This is a genomic window from Pectobacterium sp. S5 (genome assembly GCF_051707265.1).
GTDB classification, from domain to species: domain Bacteria; phylum Pseudomonadota; class Gammaproteobacteria; order Enterobacterales; family Enterobacteriaceae; genus Pectobacterium; species Pectobacterium polare.
Map to the genome: position 1 here is coordinate 49423 of NZ_JAULSZ010000005.1, position 17842 is coordinate 67264.

At 55.9% G+C, this 17842-nt stretch carries 11 protein-coding genes; 3 read left to right on the top strand and 8 right to left on the bottom strand.

Annotation, left to right across the window (positions count from 1 at the left end):
* Nucleotides 1–44: 44 nt before the first annotated feature.
* From QWJ20_RS17445 to QWJ20_RS17455, 3 genes are read left to right on the top strand one after another with little or no spacing between them, the layout of a single operon-like run.
* Nucleotides 45–2264 carry a TonB-dependent receptor gene (locus tag QWJ20_RS17445; protein WP_433993103.1) on the top strand — a complete coding sequence of 740 codons (2220 nt, stop codon included), beginning with the start codon at nucleotides 45–47 and terminating at the stop codon, nucleotides 2262–2264.
* A 4-nt stretch (nucleotides 2265–2268) separates the two neighbouring features.
* Nucleotides 2269–5046, top strand: coding sequence for a Tat pathway signal sequence domain protein (locus tag QWJ20_RS17450; protein ID WP_433993104.1), 2778 nt, complete (start codon nucleotides 2269–2271; stop codon nucleotides 5044–5046).
* Nucleotides 5046–5774 (top strand): DUF6250 domain-containing protein, encoded by a 729-nt coding sequence (locus QWJ20_RS17455; protein ID WP_433993105.1) that lies wholly within the window; start codon nucleotides 5046–5048, stop codon nucleotides 5772–5774. The genes QWJ20_RS17450 and QWJ20_RS17455 overlap by 1 nt, the downstream gene beginning before the upstream one ends.
* On the opposite strand, the gene QWJ20_RS17460 is transcribed toward QWJ20_RS17455, so the two are convergent.
* The 8 genes from QWJ20_RS17460 to QWJ20_RS17495 all read right to left on the bottom strand — a co-directional run bounded on the left by QWJ20_RS17460 (nucleotide 5761) and on the right by QWJ20_RS17495 (nucleotide 17785).
* A complete protein-coding gene (locus QWJ20_RS17460; protein ID WP_433993106.1) occupies nucleotides 5761–6690 on the bottom strand; it encodes a LysR family transcriptional regulator in 930 nt (309 codons plus the stop codon). The genes QWJ20_RS17455 and QWJ20_RS17460 overlap by 14 nt on opposite strands.
* A 506-nt stretch (nucleotides 6691–7196) precedes the next feature.
* A complete protein-coding gene (pfkA, locus tag QWJ20_RS17465) occupies nucleotides 7197–8159 on the bottom strand; it encodes a 6-phosphofructokinase (RefSeq protein WP_010306854.1) in 963 nt (320 codons plus the stop codon).
* Between the two features lie 206 nt (nucleotides 8160–8365).
* On the bottom strand, nucleotides 8366–9268 hold the full coding sequence (fieF, locus tag QWJ20_RS17470; RefSeq protein ID WP_010306858.1) for a CDF family cation-efflux transporter FieF: 903 nt from the start codon (nucleotides 9266–9268) through the stop codon (nucleotides 8366–8368).
* Nucleotides 9269–9344: 76 nt separating this feature from the next.
* Nucleotides 9345–10532: a sugar transporter gene (locus QWJ20_RS17475; protein ID WP_224653756.1), complete on the bottom strand. Its 1188-nt coding sequence runs from the start codon at nucleotides 10530–10532 to the stop codon at nucleotides 9345–9347.
* A 305-nt stretch (nucleotides 10533–10837) separates the two neighbouring features.
* Complete coding sequence (locus tag QWJ20_RS17480) at nucleotides 10838–12910, bottom strand: SWIM zinc finger family protein (protein WP_433993107.1); 2073 nt, start codon at nucleotides 12908–12910, stop codon at nucleotides 10838–10840.
* On the bottom strand, nucleotides 12907–14058 hold the full coding sequence (locus QWJ20_RS17485; protein WP_180781338.1) for a VWA domain-containing protein: 1152 nt from the start codon (nucleotides 14056–14058) through the stop codon (nucleotides 12907–12909). The genes QWJ20_RS17480 and QWJ20_RS17485 overlap by 4 nt, the downstream gene beginning before the upstream one ends.
* Nucleotides 14055–16616, bottom strand: a complete 2562-nt coding sequence (locus QWJ20_RS17490; protein WP_433993108.1) for a DUF5682 family protein — start codon at nucleotides 16614–16616, stop codon at nucleotides 14055–14057. The genes QWJ20_RS17485 and QWJ20_RS17490 overlap by 4 nt, the downstream gene beginning before the upstream one ends.
* A gap of 59 nt (nucleotides 16617–16675) precedes the next feature.
* Nucleotides 16676–17785, bottom strand: a complete 1110-nt coding sequence (locus QWJ20_RS17495; RefSeq protein WP_433993109.1) for an AAA family ATPase — start codon at nucleotides 17783–17785, stop codon at nucleotides 16676–16678.
* Nucleotides 17786–17842: the final 57 nt, after the last annotated feature.

Genomic DNA, 17842 nt, shown 5'->3' on the forward strand with positions numbered 1-17842 from the left:
AGTATTTAAAAAAACACCAGCGCAACATAACGTCAGGCATTTTAATGAGCTGCATCTTAACGCTTCCCGCGATAGCGCGGGCAGCCGACCCACAGGTCACAACGGATAACCCATCACAACAGATAATACCCGGCACCGAGACGGCAACCGCCGCCCCGGTCCAGTTGAAACGCGTGAAAGTGAACGCTCAGCGTGTGCCCGTTCAGCCGCCGACCACGCTGGCCTCGGTGATCGATGGCAAAACGCTCGAAGAAGAGCGGATCTACCGCTTTGAAGAACTGTCACAGCTGGTGACAGGGCTGGATGTCGACACCGTCGATGTGATGGACACCACGGTGACCATTCGCGGGATTGGCGACGGCGGCGAGAGCGGCACCAACATCGGTATGCCGGGCAGCGTGGGCCTGTTTGTCGATGGCGTTTACTTGTCCCGCCCCGGCGTCATCTCTAATGATTTACTGGATATCGACAGCACCCGCGTGTTGAAAGGCCCGCAGGGCGCGGCCTACGGCTTTAATACCACTGGCGGCGCGATTGATATTCGCACCCGCAAGCCGACCTTCACGCCTGAATATTCACTGGAGCAATCGTTCGGGCAACGTGGCTATCTGCAATCCAAACTGATGGCGTCCGGGCCACTCAGCGACCACTGGGCGGGACGCATCAACCTGTCGCGCACGGAGCGCGGCGGAAACGTCACGAATATCGAAAACGGCCATAAGCTGGGAGGCAGTACCAATAACGGCGTACGCGGCCAGCTGCTTTATCAGCCCAATGACAGCTTTAGCCTCAGAATTACCGGCGACTACAGCGACTCCACTCAGCGTCCGGTCTCTGTATTAGTGAGTGCAACTGACGACTTTCGTACCCGCGCACAACAAACTGGCCTCAAGGTCGTCGGCGGTCGTCAGGTCGCGATGGACGACGAAAATGTGATTCGCGTTGCGCAAGGCGGTGGCTCGGTAGAGGCCAACTGGAAGCTGAAGAGCGGCTATAGCCTCAACTCCCTGTCGTCACTGCGCTATTTCCGCGTGCTGCCCAGCACGGCGGATAACTGGAATATCCCGCTCTATCGCGACAGCGGCGCTGACGTACGCGATCGCGTCTGGTCGCAAAGTTTTTGGCTCGATTCGCCCAAAGGCAATGTCTTCGATTATTCACTGGGCGTCGATTACTGGGGAGAAAACCTCGATACCGAGGCAAACAGCCGCTACTACAACGACAACCGCGTGCGGACGTGGGTCGGAAATGGCTATCAGGGCATTAACGTGCAGCGCTTTGGCACGCTGGATGACACCGTCTATTCCGTCTATGGTCGCGGGACCTGGCATGCCGCCGATAAACTGGATGTCATTGTCGGTCTGCGTCAGACCTATGAGAAAAAAGAGGGAACGTTCCAGCGTAAAAATCGCGCCACCTTTGACTCTGGCCCACTCTCGCAAACCAACCACCTGCCCTCTGGCTCCGTCAGCCTGAACTGGTTCGCGGCACCGAATGTTACGCCTTACGTCACGCTGGGCTACGGGGAAAAATCCGGCGGCCTGAACGTCTCCTCCGGTGCCGCAAGACAGCTGGGGATTGATTCGCTGTACGTCGATCCAGAGAAAACCCGTTCGGCAGAGCTAGGCGTCAAAACCCACTGGCTACAGCGCAAAGTGGAATGGAATACCGCGCTGTTCTGGAGCGTCGTCGAAGATTTCCAGAACAACGCCTATGACGAAGAAACGGATACCAGCTATCTGATTAACGCCGGGAAATTCCGCTCACGCGGCGGCGAAACGCAGTTAACGCTGCGCCCCGTTGACGGCTTAAGCATCAGTCTGGCCGGTACCGTTCTGGATGCCCGCTACCTGAATTTCCCTAACGCCCGCTGCCCGGCAGAAATCTCCGCCGTCTCGTGCGATATGTCTGGAAAGCGCGTCTTTAAATCCCCCACGCTGAGCTACAACACGCGCGTACGTTATCAATGGGATACGCCAAATAACCTGCAAGCCTCGGTTTCCGGCCAATGGTCATGGCGGAGCTGGGCCTACGGCACGCTCGACGATTCCGAATCAAACCGTATTCCCTCGTACGGCGTCCTGAACCTGTCTAGCGGGCTGAGCGGCAAGCAAGGCGACAACCGCTGGAACGTGTCGCTGTGGGTGAAAAATGCGCTGGATAAAAACTACTACCGCTCGGTCAGAGGCTCCAGCGCCACAACAGGCGTGATTGGCGAACCGCGCATGGTCGGCATATCAGTCGGCTACGATTTCAAAGGCTAACGTCATGGACAAGATGACTTACTCACGCCGACGCTTCCTGCGCGACAGCACGCTGCTAGCGCTGTCGGCACCGTTCTGGAAATCTGCGCACGCCAAGCCGCTTGCCCCAGACTCTGCCTACGCTGGCGAATCGGCACCGCAGGTCGGCCTGCGCTGGCTAGATGGGCAGCGGCCTCTCGCCTTCATTGGCGTGACCTGGGGCGTCCCCTGGCCGCAGGGAGCGGTACGCAACGACAGTGGTTTCCAGTTGCATGATGCGCAACAGCGAGCTTATGACCTGCAAAGCTGGCCGCTGGCTCGCTGGCCGGACGGCTCGATTAAATGGTCGGCGCATGCGCTGGGCGGCGACATTCCGCCGGAAGACGGGCTAACGCTGCGGCCGACAGCCAAAGCAGAGAAACCATCAGGTTCCGGGATGGTCAGCGAGCATGACCACGGCTGGACGGTGGATACCGGCCGCATTCGCTGCGTGATTCCACGCTCCGGCTCTCGCCTGATCGAAGAAATTTGGCAGGATAATCGGCTGGCATTAACCAACGGCAGGCTGGTGTTGCGCATGCAGCGCGGTGCGGAGACGGATAGCACGCTGACGCAGGATGCCTGTCAGGGCGTGCTCGACACCGTCACGGTGGAACAAAGCGGGCCACAGCGGACGGTGATTGCGCTACGCGGTAAGCACCACGCGCAACAACAAGGGGTGGCGCACATCCCCTTTATTATCCGGCTGTATAGCTATGCGAACACCGACTCGCTGCGCGTCATACACACCCTGATCTATGACAACGACGACGACCTTCTCAGCCTGAAAGGACTTGGGTTAGCGTTTGACGTTCCGCTACAGGGGGAACTGCACGATCGCCACGTACGCTTCGTTTCGGATCAGGGGGGGCTCTTTCGTGAAGCGGTACGCGGCCTGAGTGGGCTACGTCGCGATCCCGGCGCGGCGGTTATCGCGGCACAGTTGGCCGGGCAAGCCACGCCACCAATCGCAGATTTTTCACCGGAGGTCGGGAAACGGCTGGATTACATTCCCGCGTTTGGCAGCTACCGCCTGACGCAGCACCATCCCGACGGCTTCCAGATACACAAACGCACTGCGGCCGGACAGGGCTGGCTCCTTTCCGCCACGGGTGACCGGGCGGCAGGCGTCGGCTATCTGGGCACGCCAACCGGCGGCGTGGCATTCGGCCTGCGAAATTTCTGGCAGAGCTATCCCGCCAGTCTGGAAATCGACAATGCCCACACCGACGTGGCGACCGTCACGCTCTGGCTATGGTCGCCGTGGGCAGAACCAATGGATATGCGCTTTTATCATGACGGGCTGGGTCAGGATACCCATGAAAAACAGCGCGAAGGGCTGGCGATCACCTATGAAGATTACGAACCGGGTTTCGGTTCGGCGGTCGGCGTGGCACGCACCAGCGAACTGTTTATCGATGTGCTGCCCGCGACGCCTGACGCGGAAAATCTGGTGAATCGGGCGCGGCGCATGCAGCAACCGCCGCTGCTGGTCGCGGACGCACAGGATCTGCACCGCGCGCAGGCGTTTGGCCCACTCTGGGCTCCGGCTTCTTCCTCTGCCACCACGCCCGGCCGCATCAGGCTGGAGAAACAGCTGGATGCGTATTTCGATATCTACCAGCAGGAAGTCGAACAGCGGAAATGGTATGGCTTCTGGGATTTCGGCGACGTGATGCATACCTATGACAGCGACCGCCACGTCTGGCGCTACGATGTGGGCGGCTATGCGTGGGACAACTCGGAACTCAGCACCGATCTGTGGCTCTGGTATTACTTCCTGCACAGCGGACGCGCCGAGGCGTTTCGTATAGCAGAAGCCATGACGCGCCACACGGGCGAAGTTGACGTACACCATTTGGGGCAATTTAGTCCGCTGGGGTCGCGGCACAATGTCCGCCACTGGGGCGACAGCGCCAAGCAATTACGCATTTCTACCGTCGCCAACCGCCGCTTTCTCTACTATCTCACCGCTGATGAACGCATCGGTGACCTGATGGACGAACAGATCGAGGCACTGCGTACGCTCGGCACCGTGCTGCCCGGCCGCAAGATTGGGCAGACATCGCCCGCCGATCCGCATCACGTCAGCCTGAGTTTCGGGACGGACTGGGGCGCGGTAGCCGCCGCCTGGCTGACCGCCTGGGAGCGACACGGCGATCCGGCAATGCGTGAACGCCTGCTGACCAGTATGCGAACCATTGCCGCCCAACCGCACGGCTTTTTCACCGGCGGATCGGCTATCGACCCCGATACAGGCCGTATTGATCTGGCTCCACCGGATCAGGTGGAAATTTCACATTTGAGTGCGGTTTTTGGTCTGACAGAAATCTGTAGTGAGCTGGTTGAAGCCCTGCCCGACCCTGCCTTTACCCGCGCATGGCTCGACTACTGTCGGCTGTATAACGACCCCGCCGCGTTAAGCGCAGCCGTGGGTAAGACGGTGAAAAAGCTCAATCTGGCTCAGGGGCATGCCCGACTGACCGCCTTTGCTGCACGACGGCTAAACGATCGCACGCTGGCGCAGCGCGCCTGGGCAGAATTTACCGCGGGCAGCGGCGGTATCGCCCATCCGACTCTCGAACAGCGGCGCTTAACGCCCCCCACCGTGCTTTACCCAATCAACGAGGCGCTGATTGATTCCACCATCGATAAACATTCCGGCAGCACCGCAGCCGCCAATCTGGCGACCAACGCCGTCGCCCAGTGGGGATTAACGGCCATCGCCCTGCTGGCCTTGCTGGATGACATTCCCTCTTCTTAATGCCGCCACCCGGCGGCACGCTACAGGACATCACCATGACTGACCCAAGCTGTACTGAAAACACGCTCCTCCTATCGTCGCAGGCAGGCAACACGCATGAGATTATCGATTCGCCACACCGTTCAACGTTTATCTGGTCCACGGATTCAACGGGTCAGCCGCTACGCTGGCAGGTGGAACAGGAAGACCCTGACCGCACGGCGATCCAGACCACGCCTGAGCGCCTGACGCTGGAAAGCGCCGCCGGGCTAACGATCTGGCTGGATGCGCCGCTCTCAGGCACCTATCGCATCGCCTTCACGCGCGAGATTCTGGTTGCCGATCGTCCCTACGACCGCGTGTCCGACCTCAACCAGTTCTGGGCCGCGCGTGACCTGCATCATTCGAACCTTTTTACCCGGTACGGCAAGCTCAACGAATATGACAGCCTGAATCTGTACTATGTCGGCATGGGCGGCAACTGGAACAGCACTACGCGTTTTCGTTATTACGACGGTCACGGCGAACGCCTGCTGCTCGGTGAGTACACCGATGCCGCACATCTGCTGCGGCCGAATCATCGCTATCGCATCGTGATTGAAGTGGATCGGCGGGAAACCCGTTTTTGGGTCGACGATGTGCTCTATTTTCATGCCAGCTATCCGAGCACGCCCGCTCCGGGCTATTTCGGCTTTCGGACGGTCTTTTCGCGTCAGGAAATCAGCGAGTTCAGCATCACTCCGCTGTAAGTACCACAGGTGTACCGTGCAGGTCGCTGTCGACCTGCACAAAAGTTTCAATCAGCTTGCGCGCCAGCAGCGATAGGCGGGCGTCCGCCAGATAAATAATGCCGTAATGGGTATAAAACTCGTCGGTATTGTCGTCCAGACCGGCAATCTTCAACATGTGAATGCCGTGCCGATCGGGCTCGTTGAAATGATTCGTCGTCCCGATGGCATCCGAATGGCGTACCACGTCCAGCAAACTGTAGCCATTCTCACACTCAATGCTGGTGCGAATATCCAGTTTACCGCTCAGCTGTACCAGCGCACGGTGCAGGTTGGGAGGACGTATCGTTGCCGCCAGCGGGTAGGAAAAGAATTGTTCGACGGTAATCTCTTCCTGCGCCGCCAACGGATGCTCGCTACGGCAGCAAAATCCCCAGCGGTGCTGGCTCAGCGGCTGAACCCGATAGCGGGTATCGAATTCAAAGTTGCGCATATCCGCCACGATGAAATCCAGCTCTTCAGCCATCAGCCGATGGCCTAGCGCCTGCCAGTTATCGACGCGAAAGACCATCCGCACCTTTGGGTAATGTCGGGAGAAAGCCCCGATCACCTGCGGCATAAGCCAGGCAGCGGGGGCGGGGCCGCAGCCAAAATTCACTTCGCCTGCCTCTTTCTCATTGAACTGCTGGATATCGTTAAACAGATCGTGCGTCTGATTAATCAGGCGACGCGCGTGTTCCAGCACCACCAACCCTTTCGGCGTCGGCTCCAGTTGGTTCATGCGATCAATCAGACGGGTGCCAATGGTCTGCTCCAGTGACTGGATGCTACGGCTGAAGGCCGATTGGGAAAGCTTCATCGCCTGTGCCGCCGACGTAAAATTGCGATGCTCAATCAGGGCAATAAAGTGGCGCAGTTGGCGAAGATCGATATTCATAGCGGCACTCGGCGTGTCATCAAGACGGAAGGAATGGGCAGGCTAGCAGGTCTGGTCACGCAGAAAAAATAATAAAACCGATGTTTATATTCTCGTCGGTTATATGCGTAGCAGCTGGCGTGATGAGGGGAGTAACGGAGATAACATCTCCACTTAATGCAGTCTTCTGATCATGGATTTTATGTAATCCAGGAGATAGTTTCGTGCGCGATAATGACGTTATTTTCATGCTACCTCGTAGCACGCGCCCGACACGGGACGGCTCAAACGCCGCTCGCCCCGTGACCCCAGGCTTTCGGCGGAAATTATGCCGCTGACGCGGTGCCTTCGTCGGTATCAGGCTTAGAGGACCGCTTGCGACACGTTCCCGACGTGGCGCAAGCTTTCGCCGCATCCCTGCGGCTCATCCTAAGCCAGCTATCTCCTCAGCATAATTTTTTACGCCGGATAACGGCAAAATCTGCAAGATTTGTATAGCCGTCGCTTAGCGAGTGGGAGCTGCTTTCTTAGAACAGTTTTTTCGCTGTATCCAGCCAGTCGCCTTTGAAAGGACGCTTCATGTTCTCAATGGCATCAACGATGTCGTGGTGCACCATTTTCTCATTCTGGATACCGACACAGCGGCCGCCGTAGCCCTGCTGTAGCAGCTCAATAGAGTAGGCGCCCATGCGCGAGGCCAGAATACGGTCGTAGGCAACCGGTGAGCCGCCGCGCTGAATATGGCCAAGTACGGTCGCACGGGTTTCACGTCCCGTTTCTTTCTCAATATATTTCGCGAGTTCATCGACATCGCACACCAGTTCGGTGATAGCCACAATCGCGTGTTTCTTGCCTTTCTCAATGCCCGCTTTGATTTCACAGACCAGATCTTCCGGGCTGAATGGCACTTCCGGCAGAACGATGAACTCACAGCCGCCGGCAATCGCCGCCGCCAGCGTCAGGTCGCCGCAGTGGCGTCCCATGACTTCAACAATAGAAATACGCTGGTGTGAAGAGGAGGTATCGCGCAGGCGGTCAATCGCTTCCAGCACGGTTTCCAGCGCGGTAAAGTAACCGATGGTGTAGTCCGTACCCGCAACGTCGTTATCGATCGTGCCGGGCAAGCCGATACAAGGGAAACCCATTTCGGTCAGACGCTTGGCCCCCATATAGGAACCGTCACCGCCGATAACGACCAGCGCATCCAGACCGCGTTTCTTCATGTTTTCTACGCAGACCTGACGCACCGCTTCATCACGAAACTGTGGGAAACGTGCGGAACCCAGAAACGTACCGCCACGGTTAATCACATCCGATACGCTGTAGCGATCTAACTGCTCCATGCGATCTTCGTACAAGCCCTGATAACCATCATAAATGCCGTAAACTTCCAGCCCTTCCGTTAGCGCAGCGCGAACCACACCACGAATTGCGGCATTCATACCTGGTGCATCGCCACCGCTCGTCAACACTCCGATTCTTCTAATCATGACAACCTCTGGACTTGTAGATGTAATTTTGCAGGATTCTTCTATCGTAAATTCACCGCCGCCGTGAAACAGGCAGCAACGCCTTATTCTTTTATTAGCATATTATAACAAACACCCGAAGCTGAATTGATTCAGGTCAGGCTAAATTGTGCATAAATTTTCATGGCGTATCACGTTTTTAACATAAAATGCTGAAACATAGCCGACTACGCCGTCAATCTGCCACGCTGATTTTCTGGCACGGCAGAAACCGGATCCTGATGGATAATAATATCGGCACCCGGAAACTGTTCACGTAATGCCTGCTCCAGATCGTCTGCGATTTGATGCGCCTGAACCAGCGGCAGCGCGTCATCCATTTCCAAATGCAGTTGAATAAAGCGCGTTGGGCCGGAACGTCGGGTACGCAACGCATGTGCGCCGCGGATGCCCGGCCAGTTAACAATCACCTCAGCAATAGCGCGATGCTCGTCCTCCGGCAGGGCGCGATCCAACAGCGACTGCACGGCGTCATACCCCATGCGTAACGCGCTATATAAAATATAGCCGCCAATCCCCAATGCAAACAGGGAGTCGGCGCGCGTAATGCCTTTCCAACTGAGCGCCAGCGCTACCAGAATCGCGCCGTTCATCAACAGGTCGGACTGATAATGCAGCATGTCCGCACGCACCGCCTGACTGTGCGTACGCTTCACGACCCAGCGCTGGAACGATACCAGCAGCAGCGTGGCCACCAGCGCAATGAGCGTCACCCACATGCCCACTTCCGGCGCGTGCAGCGTCTGCGGCTCCAGCGAGTGTTGCAGCCCCGTCAGGATCAGGAACAGCGCCGAGCCGGAGATAAACATGCTCTGCGCCAGCGCGGCCAGCGATTCCGCCTTACCGTGGCCGAACGCATGTTCAGTATCCGCCGGTTGCAGCGAATAGCGCACCACCAGCAGGTTCACCAGCGACGCGGCGATATCCACCAGCGAATCAACCAGCGACGCCAGCAGGCTCACCGAGCCGGTGTGCCACCAGGCAAACACTTTCATTATGAATAGCACCAGCGCCACGGCCGTTGCGCTCACAGCGGCCAGCGTCACCAGACGCGCATAGTGTGGATTCATCATGCCCTCACGTAAGACGATGCCCTTACATACGATGCCCTTACATACAATAACTAGTTCAGGTCGTCGCTTGTATTCAGTTCGTTAATGACGTTTTTAACACACGGGAATAGCGGACAAACGTAAAAATACAGCACACGGTTGCCAGTATCGCCATCGCCGCGCCAATGAAGCCGATGTCGGGCAGGCCCAAATGGACAATCACCTGATTGCCCAGCAGCGCACCACCGCCGATCCCAATGTTATAAATCCCCGAGTAGAGCGCCATTGCCACATCGGTGGCATCCGACGCCAGCGTCAACACCTTGACCTGCATGCCCAGGCTCAGCGCCATAATGGCGATGCCCCAGACGATACACAGCGTCGACAGGCTCCAGCCGCTGAATGACAAAGGCAGCAAGAGCAGTAAACACACCGCCAGAAACGCGAACGAGACAATCAGGAAGCCCGCCGGATATTTGCTGCTATAGCGGCTGAACAGCATGCTGCCAATGATGCCAGCACCGCCAAAAACCAGCAGCAAGATGGTGGTGAAGTTTTCACTCAACAACGCCACTTTCTGGATAAACGGCTCAATATAACTGTAGGCGGTAAAATGCGCCGTCACGATCATCACAGTCAGGCCGTACACGCACAGCAGCGCCGGACGTTTAAGCAGGAGAGGCAAACTCTTCAACGAACCGGAATTACTGCTCGGCAGCACAGGCAGCAGCCGCATCAGGCCCAGCATAATCCCCGCGGCGATCAGACCAATAAGGACAAACGTCACACGCCAGCCCAGATACTGCCCGACCACACGTCCCAGCGGTAACCCTAGCACCAGCGCCAGCGCCGTGCCGGTCGCCAGCAAGCTTAATGCCTGCGCTTTTTTGTCCGCCGGAGCCAGACGCACCACCAGCGATGCCGTAATCGACCAGAACACCGCGTGAGCCAGCGCCACGCCGATACGGGCGATAACCAGCACCCAATAGTTCCAGGCCAGACCGGACAACACATTGCTGACGGCGAACAGGATAAAGATTTTGATCAGCAGGCTGCGTCGCTCCATATCGCTGGACATCAACATGCAGGGCAGTGACATCAGCCCAACCACCCAGGCGTAAATCGTGATGATCAGCCCAACCTGCGCGGCGCTCATGGAAAAGCTGGCAGCGATATCTGACAACAGCGCTACAGGGGCAAATTCAGCGGTGTTAAAAATGAAGGCCGCCAGAGAAAGACTGACGACGCGTAACCAGGCGGTCGAACGGGAAGAACGGGTCATGGTATTGATATCAAAAGTTAAAATAAAAGAATGCGCCCCCTGTCGTGGCAGAGGCTAACGCGATGAAGCAATGGTACAGGGAAAGTATGACATCACCGTGTAATCGGCGAGCGGCCAAGGGTGTTTCAGCGTGCTTTTATGAGGATGTCAGCCAAAAGCCTGAGACAGGTAAGGGAACATTCATGAGCATCATTTTTGGTGCTCATATTCTACGCTTTACTACTCCCTTACGCTGTCTTTTTCGTGCCCTTCTTACTCCTTACTCCTTACTACGCCTCTATCCTGTTCTCTGTCAGGAAAGGGCGCTACGCAGATGACGATTGGCGTAACACGATCGGCAACCCGTTTTGAAAACGCTGAAGCCTGTCGCAAAGAAAGACGATCCGCAGCAGGCTCTCCACCTCCGGCTGGGGTTGCGCTAAATAGTGCGACAACGCGTTTTCAACGAGCGTTAAGCCCAGCTCATTGGCCGTTTTCATGCTGTGTTGTAACTGCTCTCTTTGCGTTGAGGTTAAATGCCGACGTCCGGTGCAGGCCTGCGCGTCCAGCACATCAAGAATTGGGTGACAAACACGCTGTGCCAGCGTGGGCAAGGGACGCTGCACCGTTTTACGCTGCTTTCTCTCCGCAAATAGCGTTTGAATATGGCTAATAAAACTGGGCACGGTTTTCTTGGTCTTGATGGTCTGAAAATCTAAACAAAACGCGGTCACCGCGCTGCCATCACTCACCAGAAGAGAATAGGGATGGAGATCAATGTCATTCCCACGGCGACGGGGCTGAACCAGCACCGCTACAATCGCCCACTTTTGCTGAGTGGCCTGTTTGAGCCTGTCTATGCGCTGATGCTGCGTTTTTTCCCAGTTTAGGCTCAGATACAGCGCATTATCCGCATCATCAAAGACCGGCCAGACCACACGCTGTTCCACCTCATTCCAGACGACGGGTTCATAGCGGTTTACATGCAGCAGCAGAGGCTGTGGGTAATCCTGATTCTCTTGCTCAAAATAGTGAAACAGCTGCGACCAGTCGGCAATGCCGCACGTCGATTTACACTGCGCATAGGCGGCGGCAGGCCACGGCGAGCCCTCAAGATTCGCGTAACTGTCGCCGCCTGCGGCCAATTTCCCGTCGTCAGAAAAACGCGGGTGATGCAGCGTAAAGGGAGCGCGCATGATGTGTTCGCCCAGCTGTTTCCACATCGCCTGCCCCTGCCATACACCCTGCTGGCTAAATGTCATATCATGGTAATCGGCCCGCGCTTGCGTACAGTGCACTAATTGCTGGTTTTCACTATCCCAAAATGAAAAGGTGGCACCGCGCGCACCGCCTTCGGTGATCCACCACTGTGCACCCAATGGTACAAGCGATAAGGCTTCAGGCTGTTGTTGATATTGCCGCCGTACCTGCCCGCGCAGGTGCAGCAAGCGCTCAGGCGTCGCCTGCTCAAGCTGGTATAGATACGCTGACAGACGGGCAATGAACAGCAGCACATCACGCTCTTCCAGACTGTAATGCCTGTCCGCTAATAGACTGACCTGTCCACTCACATTACGCAGATAACCCGCCAGCCGGGGCAATCCTTCCGCACGCGCGGACATATTCAGCAAGTGAAGCTGTCGCGCACTGCTTTTACTGATGTGCGACAGCCCCTGATTCATGATGTCCTGAATAAATGCATTAAGCGTAGCAATCAGCGCGCGCTCATCGGCATGTAGCGCCCGCACCTGCGTTTCCTGAGTCAGACAATCCGCTGGCCACGGCCAGACGCGCTGATTGGCTTCAAAGAGGCAGGCAATGGCAGCAAGATGCAAGGCTGGCTGCTTCTCCCGCAAGAAATCCGACAACATGCCAGCAAATCCCGCTCCAGCCAGGTAGATCACGGGGCTTTCCAGCGTTGGCAGATGAATTTTAAGCTGGTTGGGTAGCGATTCCGTCCTCACCGATTCTTCTGCCCACATCTGTACAAATCGCGCGGCATGCCGCGTTTGTCCTTTACCGACCTGCTTCATTAGCGCATCAGGATCAAGCTGTAAGATCTCGGCGAGCACATCTATCGGCTGTGCCGAGGCTTCCTCAGATGGGGCTTTGGTCTGTTCCGCACCGCATTCAGCATGGGCTTGTACCCACAGCACCGCTGCCAGAATGTGCTTACAGCAGCCCGAGGCTGAACAATCGCACCGTGCAGTTTGTATCCCCTGCGCATTCAGCACCACCTGCTGACCATCGCTGACAAAATGCCCTTCTTGCTCAGCGTCCGTTACCAACGTCACTTTGTCGCCAGCCAGATCTTTTTTTGCCCGGCGCAGCAAACCGACATTCGCAAAAACGCTCAGCGCATCTTCATCATAATTTAGATAAAGGGATTGCCAGCTCATCGCATCACCTCCGCCAGCCATTGCGCAAAGTGCTCCGGTGTCAGCGCCGCAACATGCATGCCGCGGTCGGCCAATTTTTGCCCGATTGCGGTGTCGTATACCGGCTGTGCGGCATCATCAAGCGCCGCAAGCCCTAACAGCGTGATCTGCTGACTGTGCATGCGTTGCACGCAGCTGAGCAGGCGATTCAGCGCGCCGCCTTCCTCAAAATCGCTGATTAACGTCACGATGGTGCGTTTCGGGTTTTGTACTTGCTGTTCGCAGTACTGCATGGCCTTCGCAATATTCGTCCCGCCCCCCAGTTGCACCGTCATCAGCACGTCAACCGGATCGTGGGCAAGATGCGATAAATCAACCACCTGTGTATCAAATACAATCAGTGAAACCCGTACCGCAGGCAATGCCGCCAGAATGCTGGCGCAGACCGCCGCGTACATCACCGAGCTGGACATCGAAGCACTTTGGTCGACGCACAAAATGACATCCCACGGCATATGACGCTGCATGCGTGAATTAAAATGCGGTGTTTCAATGACCAGCCGATTCTTCTCACGATCAAAATGCTTAAGATTGGCTGCAATCGTGGCACGCCAGTCGAAATTTTGACTGCTGGCGACAGGTGAACGTCGGAATCGATTCCGGCGACCGGTGAGCGCATTCGTAAACGTCGGCCTCAGCGTGCGTAATATCTCATCGACCACCTTGCGAATAATGTCGCGCACCGCTTCTCGCGTTTCTTCATTCATCCGTCCACGTAAACTCAATAACGCCTTAGCGAGCGCGGGCGTGGGCTCCATCGCTTGCAGAGCCTGCGGGTCGTTGAATAAATGCGAGATTTCATAGCGTTCAATCGCTTGCGATTGCATTCGCTCAAACGTGCTGCTGGGGAACAATTTACGCGCCTGATTGAGCCAGTTAACCGCCGTCAGTTGAGACTGATCCAAAGAGCCGTGCCGTCCTCCTTCCTGCTTAAGCCCACGACGCTGATATTCACGGCGATAGAGATAATCCAGAGTACGCTCAACTTTCAGGTCATGTGCGTCAAAGGCCGCTTTACCTAATGCCTCGTCGGCATAGTGGCCCAGAATCAATCGCCAGCGTTTGCCGTTTTTTTCTTTATCATCAGACTGCGGATCTTGCGCACTCATCGGGCTGCACCCTTCTCTTTTTCATACCATGACAGTAAATCGTTTTCCGCCAGCTGCTGTTTCAGCTTTTGGTTTAACTGCATCGTCTGGAGCATCTCCTGCTCCGTGAAATCCGTTTGCCAAAGATGCATTTCCGGCTCAGAGAAACCACATTGTTCAGCGATATAGTTCGCTAACGTCGCATTCTGCTTCGGTGTGAGTTGGCTGAAGGCAAAGCGCAGGTCGGGCAACACGTGCAGAAAACGATCATCATCCCACTGCGACATCAGCGCGTTTAACTTATCGACCAAACGCGGCGTTTTGATAATGAGCTCAGGGGCGGCGCGCATTAATCCCACAAAATAGCGAACCGCCTGCTCGGGATCGCTACCCTGACTAAAGACGTTCGATAGATGGTCATCAAGCGCTTGCTCATCAATTTCATCACCGAGATAGCGCAGCGCATCAACCGCCCCTTTTAACAAAGGCACGTCCTTTAACGCTGGGGCGATCTGCTGCAATTGGTGGTAAAAATCGCGACTGGCGGTACTGGAGGGATCGAGCGTAGGCATAAACTCAATCAGCTCACGCAAGGCAAGCAATGCGGTAAAATGTTCTTCCTGCTGTGACTCATCGCCCGCGGTGATGGTCGGTAAGCAAAACAACGTCTGTGGAACCAGCTTAAACAGCAGCTGAGTTAACTCAGGCTGATTGCGTAAGCCAAGAAAGTCACGCCCGCGCCAGAGATGAATCAGGCTATGCCCGCATTCCACGAGCGAACTTAACCGAAAATCGTTATGTATATCGTCATGCAATAAACGGAATAGCCCGGCTACACGCGACGGTAATCCCAACAGCGCCGCCTGAATCAGCACACGCACTGCATTCTTGCTTGACCGATTCTGCCCCTGTTCCTCTAGCTGCTTTTCCAAATAGAGTAATTTATCGATGGCAATCGCTTCGAGCTGGCTTCCCTTCTCCGAGAGCGTAATCAATCGCCCTTCGATCGACGGTGTCCACGCATAGTGCCACTCTTCAAATAGCAGGTCGAGATTGTGACCACCCAAAAAATCAGGGCCATTACTGCGCGTTGCAAAACCCACTTCAAGGAAGCTCAACAGATGAAGAAAGCGGCTGCGGGCACGATGCTGCGGGTTGCGATAGATATCCAAACGGCTCAGTTTGACGAGCGTGTCATCAAGTTTAAAGCGATGATATTTCGCTAATCGATAGGTTTCATCAACCAGCGGAGGCGTCGCGCTGCCTGCTGGGATTTGCCCTAACGCATGGCCGGAGAACGCCTTTTTGATCTCAAGCCACAGATCGCTTTGCGCATCATCAATACTGCCTTTGATAAAACTACTTTGTAGCCCATCCAGCAGGTCATAACGACCGGGGCCTTCATGCCCGCGCAATGCCGCTAAGCGAACACTCTGCTCTACCGCATTTTTTACCGTGATATAGCTGGGGGGATCGTCAAAAGATTTAGCGCGGAGCAGGCTGGCAACCTCAGACAAAAAACGCATCCCCATGTTATTGCGGTGTTCCTGCGTCGTGAGCGCTCGCCCCGTTTCCGCCAGCCGATCGCCCCGCTGCGCCATGAGCATTTGCCAGCTTCGCTGATAGTACGCGGGCGCAGGCATGCCGGAGGCATACCCATTGAGTGCATCTAATCGGTCAAAGCTGTAGCGGATTAACCACGCACTGTCGTTTTCCGCCTGCTTCATCTGTTTTTGGTACAGCTTCTTCGCCGCATCCGTGAAGGCATTGAACGATTTAGCGTCGTGAGACAGCCCTTCGAGCAGCGCCAGCGAATGAAAACCGCCGGTGACGACCAGAATTTTCCCCGTTGGATGTTCAGCACGAACCTGCATGATAGCGGCGAGCATATGCGCCTCACGCTGTGCAGATCCCTCCGCTTCCAAAACCTGAGGCTCATAGTCCAGTCGCGCCAATGCACACCAGACTAACGTATCGCGGAAAAGCGATTGCCAATCGGTCAGCGCCTCAATCGAACGTAATTCAAATAAATGCTCCCACAAATCATCGTGATCGCGGCAATAGCATTTTTTTGCGAGTGCCGAAATGAACTGGCTGTGAGCGAGATAACGTTCTGCTTGCAGGCTCTGGCTGGCGTCATTCTGACGTTCCTCAATCGCGATTTGCTCAACCCACGGCAAATCAATAAAACGCAGCGTCGCGTTGTGACGATGCCCCGCGTGCAGCGCAACCCATTCAGGCGAGTAGTCACAAAAAGGGAAAAAAGCGCTGCGCGTGGTCGCTTGCGGCGTTTCGCCCTCTTGCGACTCGCGGGCTTGAAAATCAGCCTGCCCCATCACCGCGATAGGGGGTTTCGCGTCAGGGTGAAGCAAATCGGGCAACAGGTGATTAAAACTGACCGGTGCCTCAATCAGAATGTGATCGGGCTGGATATCATCAATCAATGACAGCAGACCATAGGCACACGCTGGGCTATGGTGGCGAACCGGCGCAAAATAGATCTGCTGCGACTGCAAAAAATCCCATGTTGCCAGCGCCTGCTCCATCCGTGCGGGCAACACAATGTTCGAGAGACTCACCAGCGCGTTTCCTCATGCAAAAGTGTCCGTGAAATCATCAACAACAATTGGCCACGGCCTTACTTCCAAAACTGTCGTGAGGCATCATAAAACGCTTTCCAGTCATCGCTGCTTTTTGCCCTTTCTCGCGCCACGTTATCAACGTAGTAGCGCATACGTTTTGCATCGTCAGGATTATCTTTTAATACCACGCCGATAATCTGGCGGGCGATGGCGCCCGCATTCAGCGTGCTGTCGCCCAGATAATGCGCCTCAAGCGCGGAGGCATAGGCAATGTTGACCGCTTCCGCACTCGACATCACTGCATCTGGCGTTTTGATGCTGCCGCCGTCGCGCGTATTGCCCGAGCGCAGTTCCTGAAATGTGGTCACCAGCAGTTCAATGACGCTCGGTGGCACGGTGACAAGCGCGGCCAGATCGCCCAGTTCACGCGTAAGCTGCGTTTGAATAAGCTCAATTTCGAATTCAGGGTCTTGAATCGGCCTCACGGTTTCAAAGTTAAAGCGCCGTTTTAATGCGGCTGACATTTCATGTACGCCGCGATCGCGCAGGTTCGCCGTGCCAATCAGGTTAAAACCTGGCTTGGCACTGATCCGCCCTTGCTCACCCATTTCAGGAATCATCAGCTGTTTTTCAGACATCAAAGAGACCAGGACATCTTGTATTTCCGGCGGGCAGCGGGTGATTTCCTCAAAACGGACAATCCTGCCCTGCATCATCCCCTGATAGAGCGGTGAACCGATCAGCGCGCGCTCGGTGGGGCCTTCGGCAAGCAGCAGCGCATAGTTCCATGAATACTTGATATGGTCTTCCGTCGTTCCCGCCGTACCTTGAATGGTCAGGCCGGAATATCCCGATATTGCCGCCGCAAACAGCTCAGACAGCATGGATTTTGCAGTTCCGGGCTCACCAACCAGCATCAATCCCTGTTTCCCTAGCAGCGTCACAATCGCCCGATCGACCAGCGCATTATCGCCAAAAAATTTCGCGGAAATATCTAAGGCATCGTCACCGAGAATAAACTGGCGTACCGCACGGGGTGAACGCAGCCAGCCCTGCGGCTTCGGGTTATTTTCGTCCGCTTTGGTCAGGCGGGCTAATTCATCAGCAAAGCGGATTTCGGCATGTTGACGAAGCACATCGCTGGCTGCCGGTGAGTGTTTTTCCATGTTCGTGTCTCTGTTCGCCACAAAATAATGAACGAAGCCAGCACAAGATGTACTGGC

What these genes read in the sequence shown, in the direction of transcription:
- QWJ20_RS17495 (WP_433993109.1), bottom strand. Translation starts at nt 17,785, where the DNA reads ATGGAAAAACACTCACCGGCAGCCAGCGATGTGCTTCGTCAACATGCC.
- QWJ20_RS17475 (WP_224653756.1), bottom strand. Translation starts at nt 10,532, where the DNA reads ATGACCCGTTCTTCCCGTTCGACCGCCTGGTTACGCGTCGTCAGTCTT.
- pfkA (WP_010306854.1), bottom strand. Translation starts at nt 8,159, where the DNA reads ATGATTAGAAGAATCGGAGTGTTGACGAGCGGTGGCGATGCACCAGGT.
- QWJ20_RS17455 (WP_433993105.1), top strand. Translation starts at nt 5,046, where the DNA reads ATGCCGCCACCCGGCGGCACGCTACAGGACATCACCATGACTGACCCA.
- QWJ20_RS17460 (WP_433993106.1), bottom strand. Translation starts at nt 6,690, where the DNA reads ATGAATATCGATCTTCGCCAACTGCGCCACTTTATTGCCCTGATTGAG.
- QWJ20_RS17485 (WP_180781338.1), bottom strand. Translation starts at nt 14,058, where the DNA reads ATGAGTGCGCAAGATCCGCAGTCTGATGATAAAGAAAAAAACGGCAAA.
- QWJ20_RS17445 (WP_433993103.1), top strand. Translation starts at nt 45, where the DNA reads ATGAGCTGCATCTTAACGCTTCCCGCGATAGCGCGGGCAGCCGACCCA.
- QWJ20_RS17480 (WP_433993107.1), bottom strand. Translation starts at nt 12,910, where the DNA reads ATGAGCTGGCAATCCCTTTATCTAAATTATGATGAAGATGCGCTGAGC.
- QWJ20_RS17450 (WP_433993104.1), top strand. Translation starts at nt 2,269, where the DNA reads ATGGACAAGATGACTTACTCACGCCGACGCTTCCTGCGCGACAGCACG.
- fieF (WP_010306858.1), bottom strand. Translation starts at nt 9,268, where the DNA reads ATGAATCCACACTATGCGCGTCTGGTGACGCTGGCCGCTGTGAGCGCA.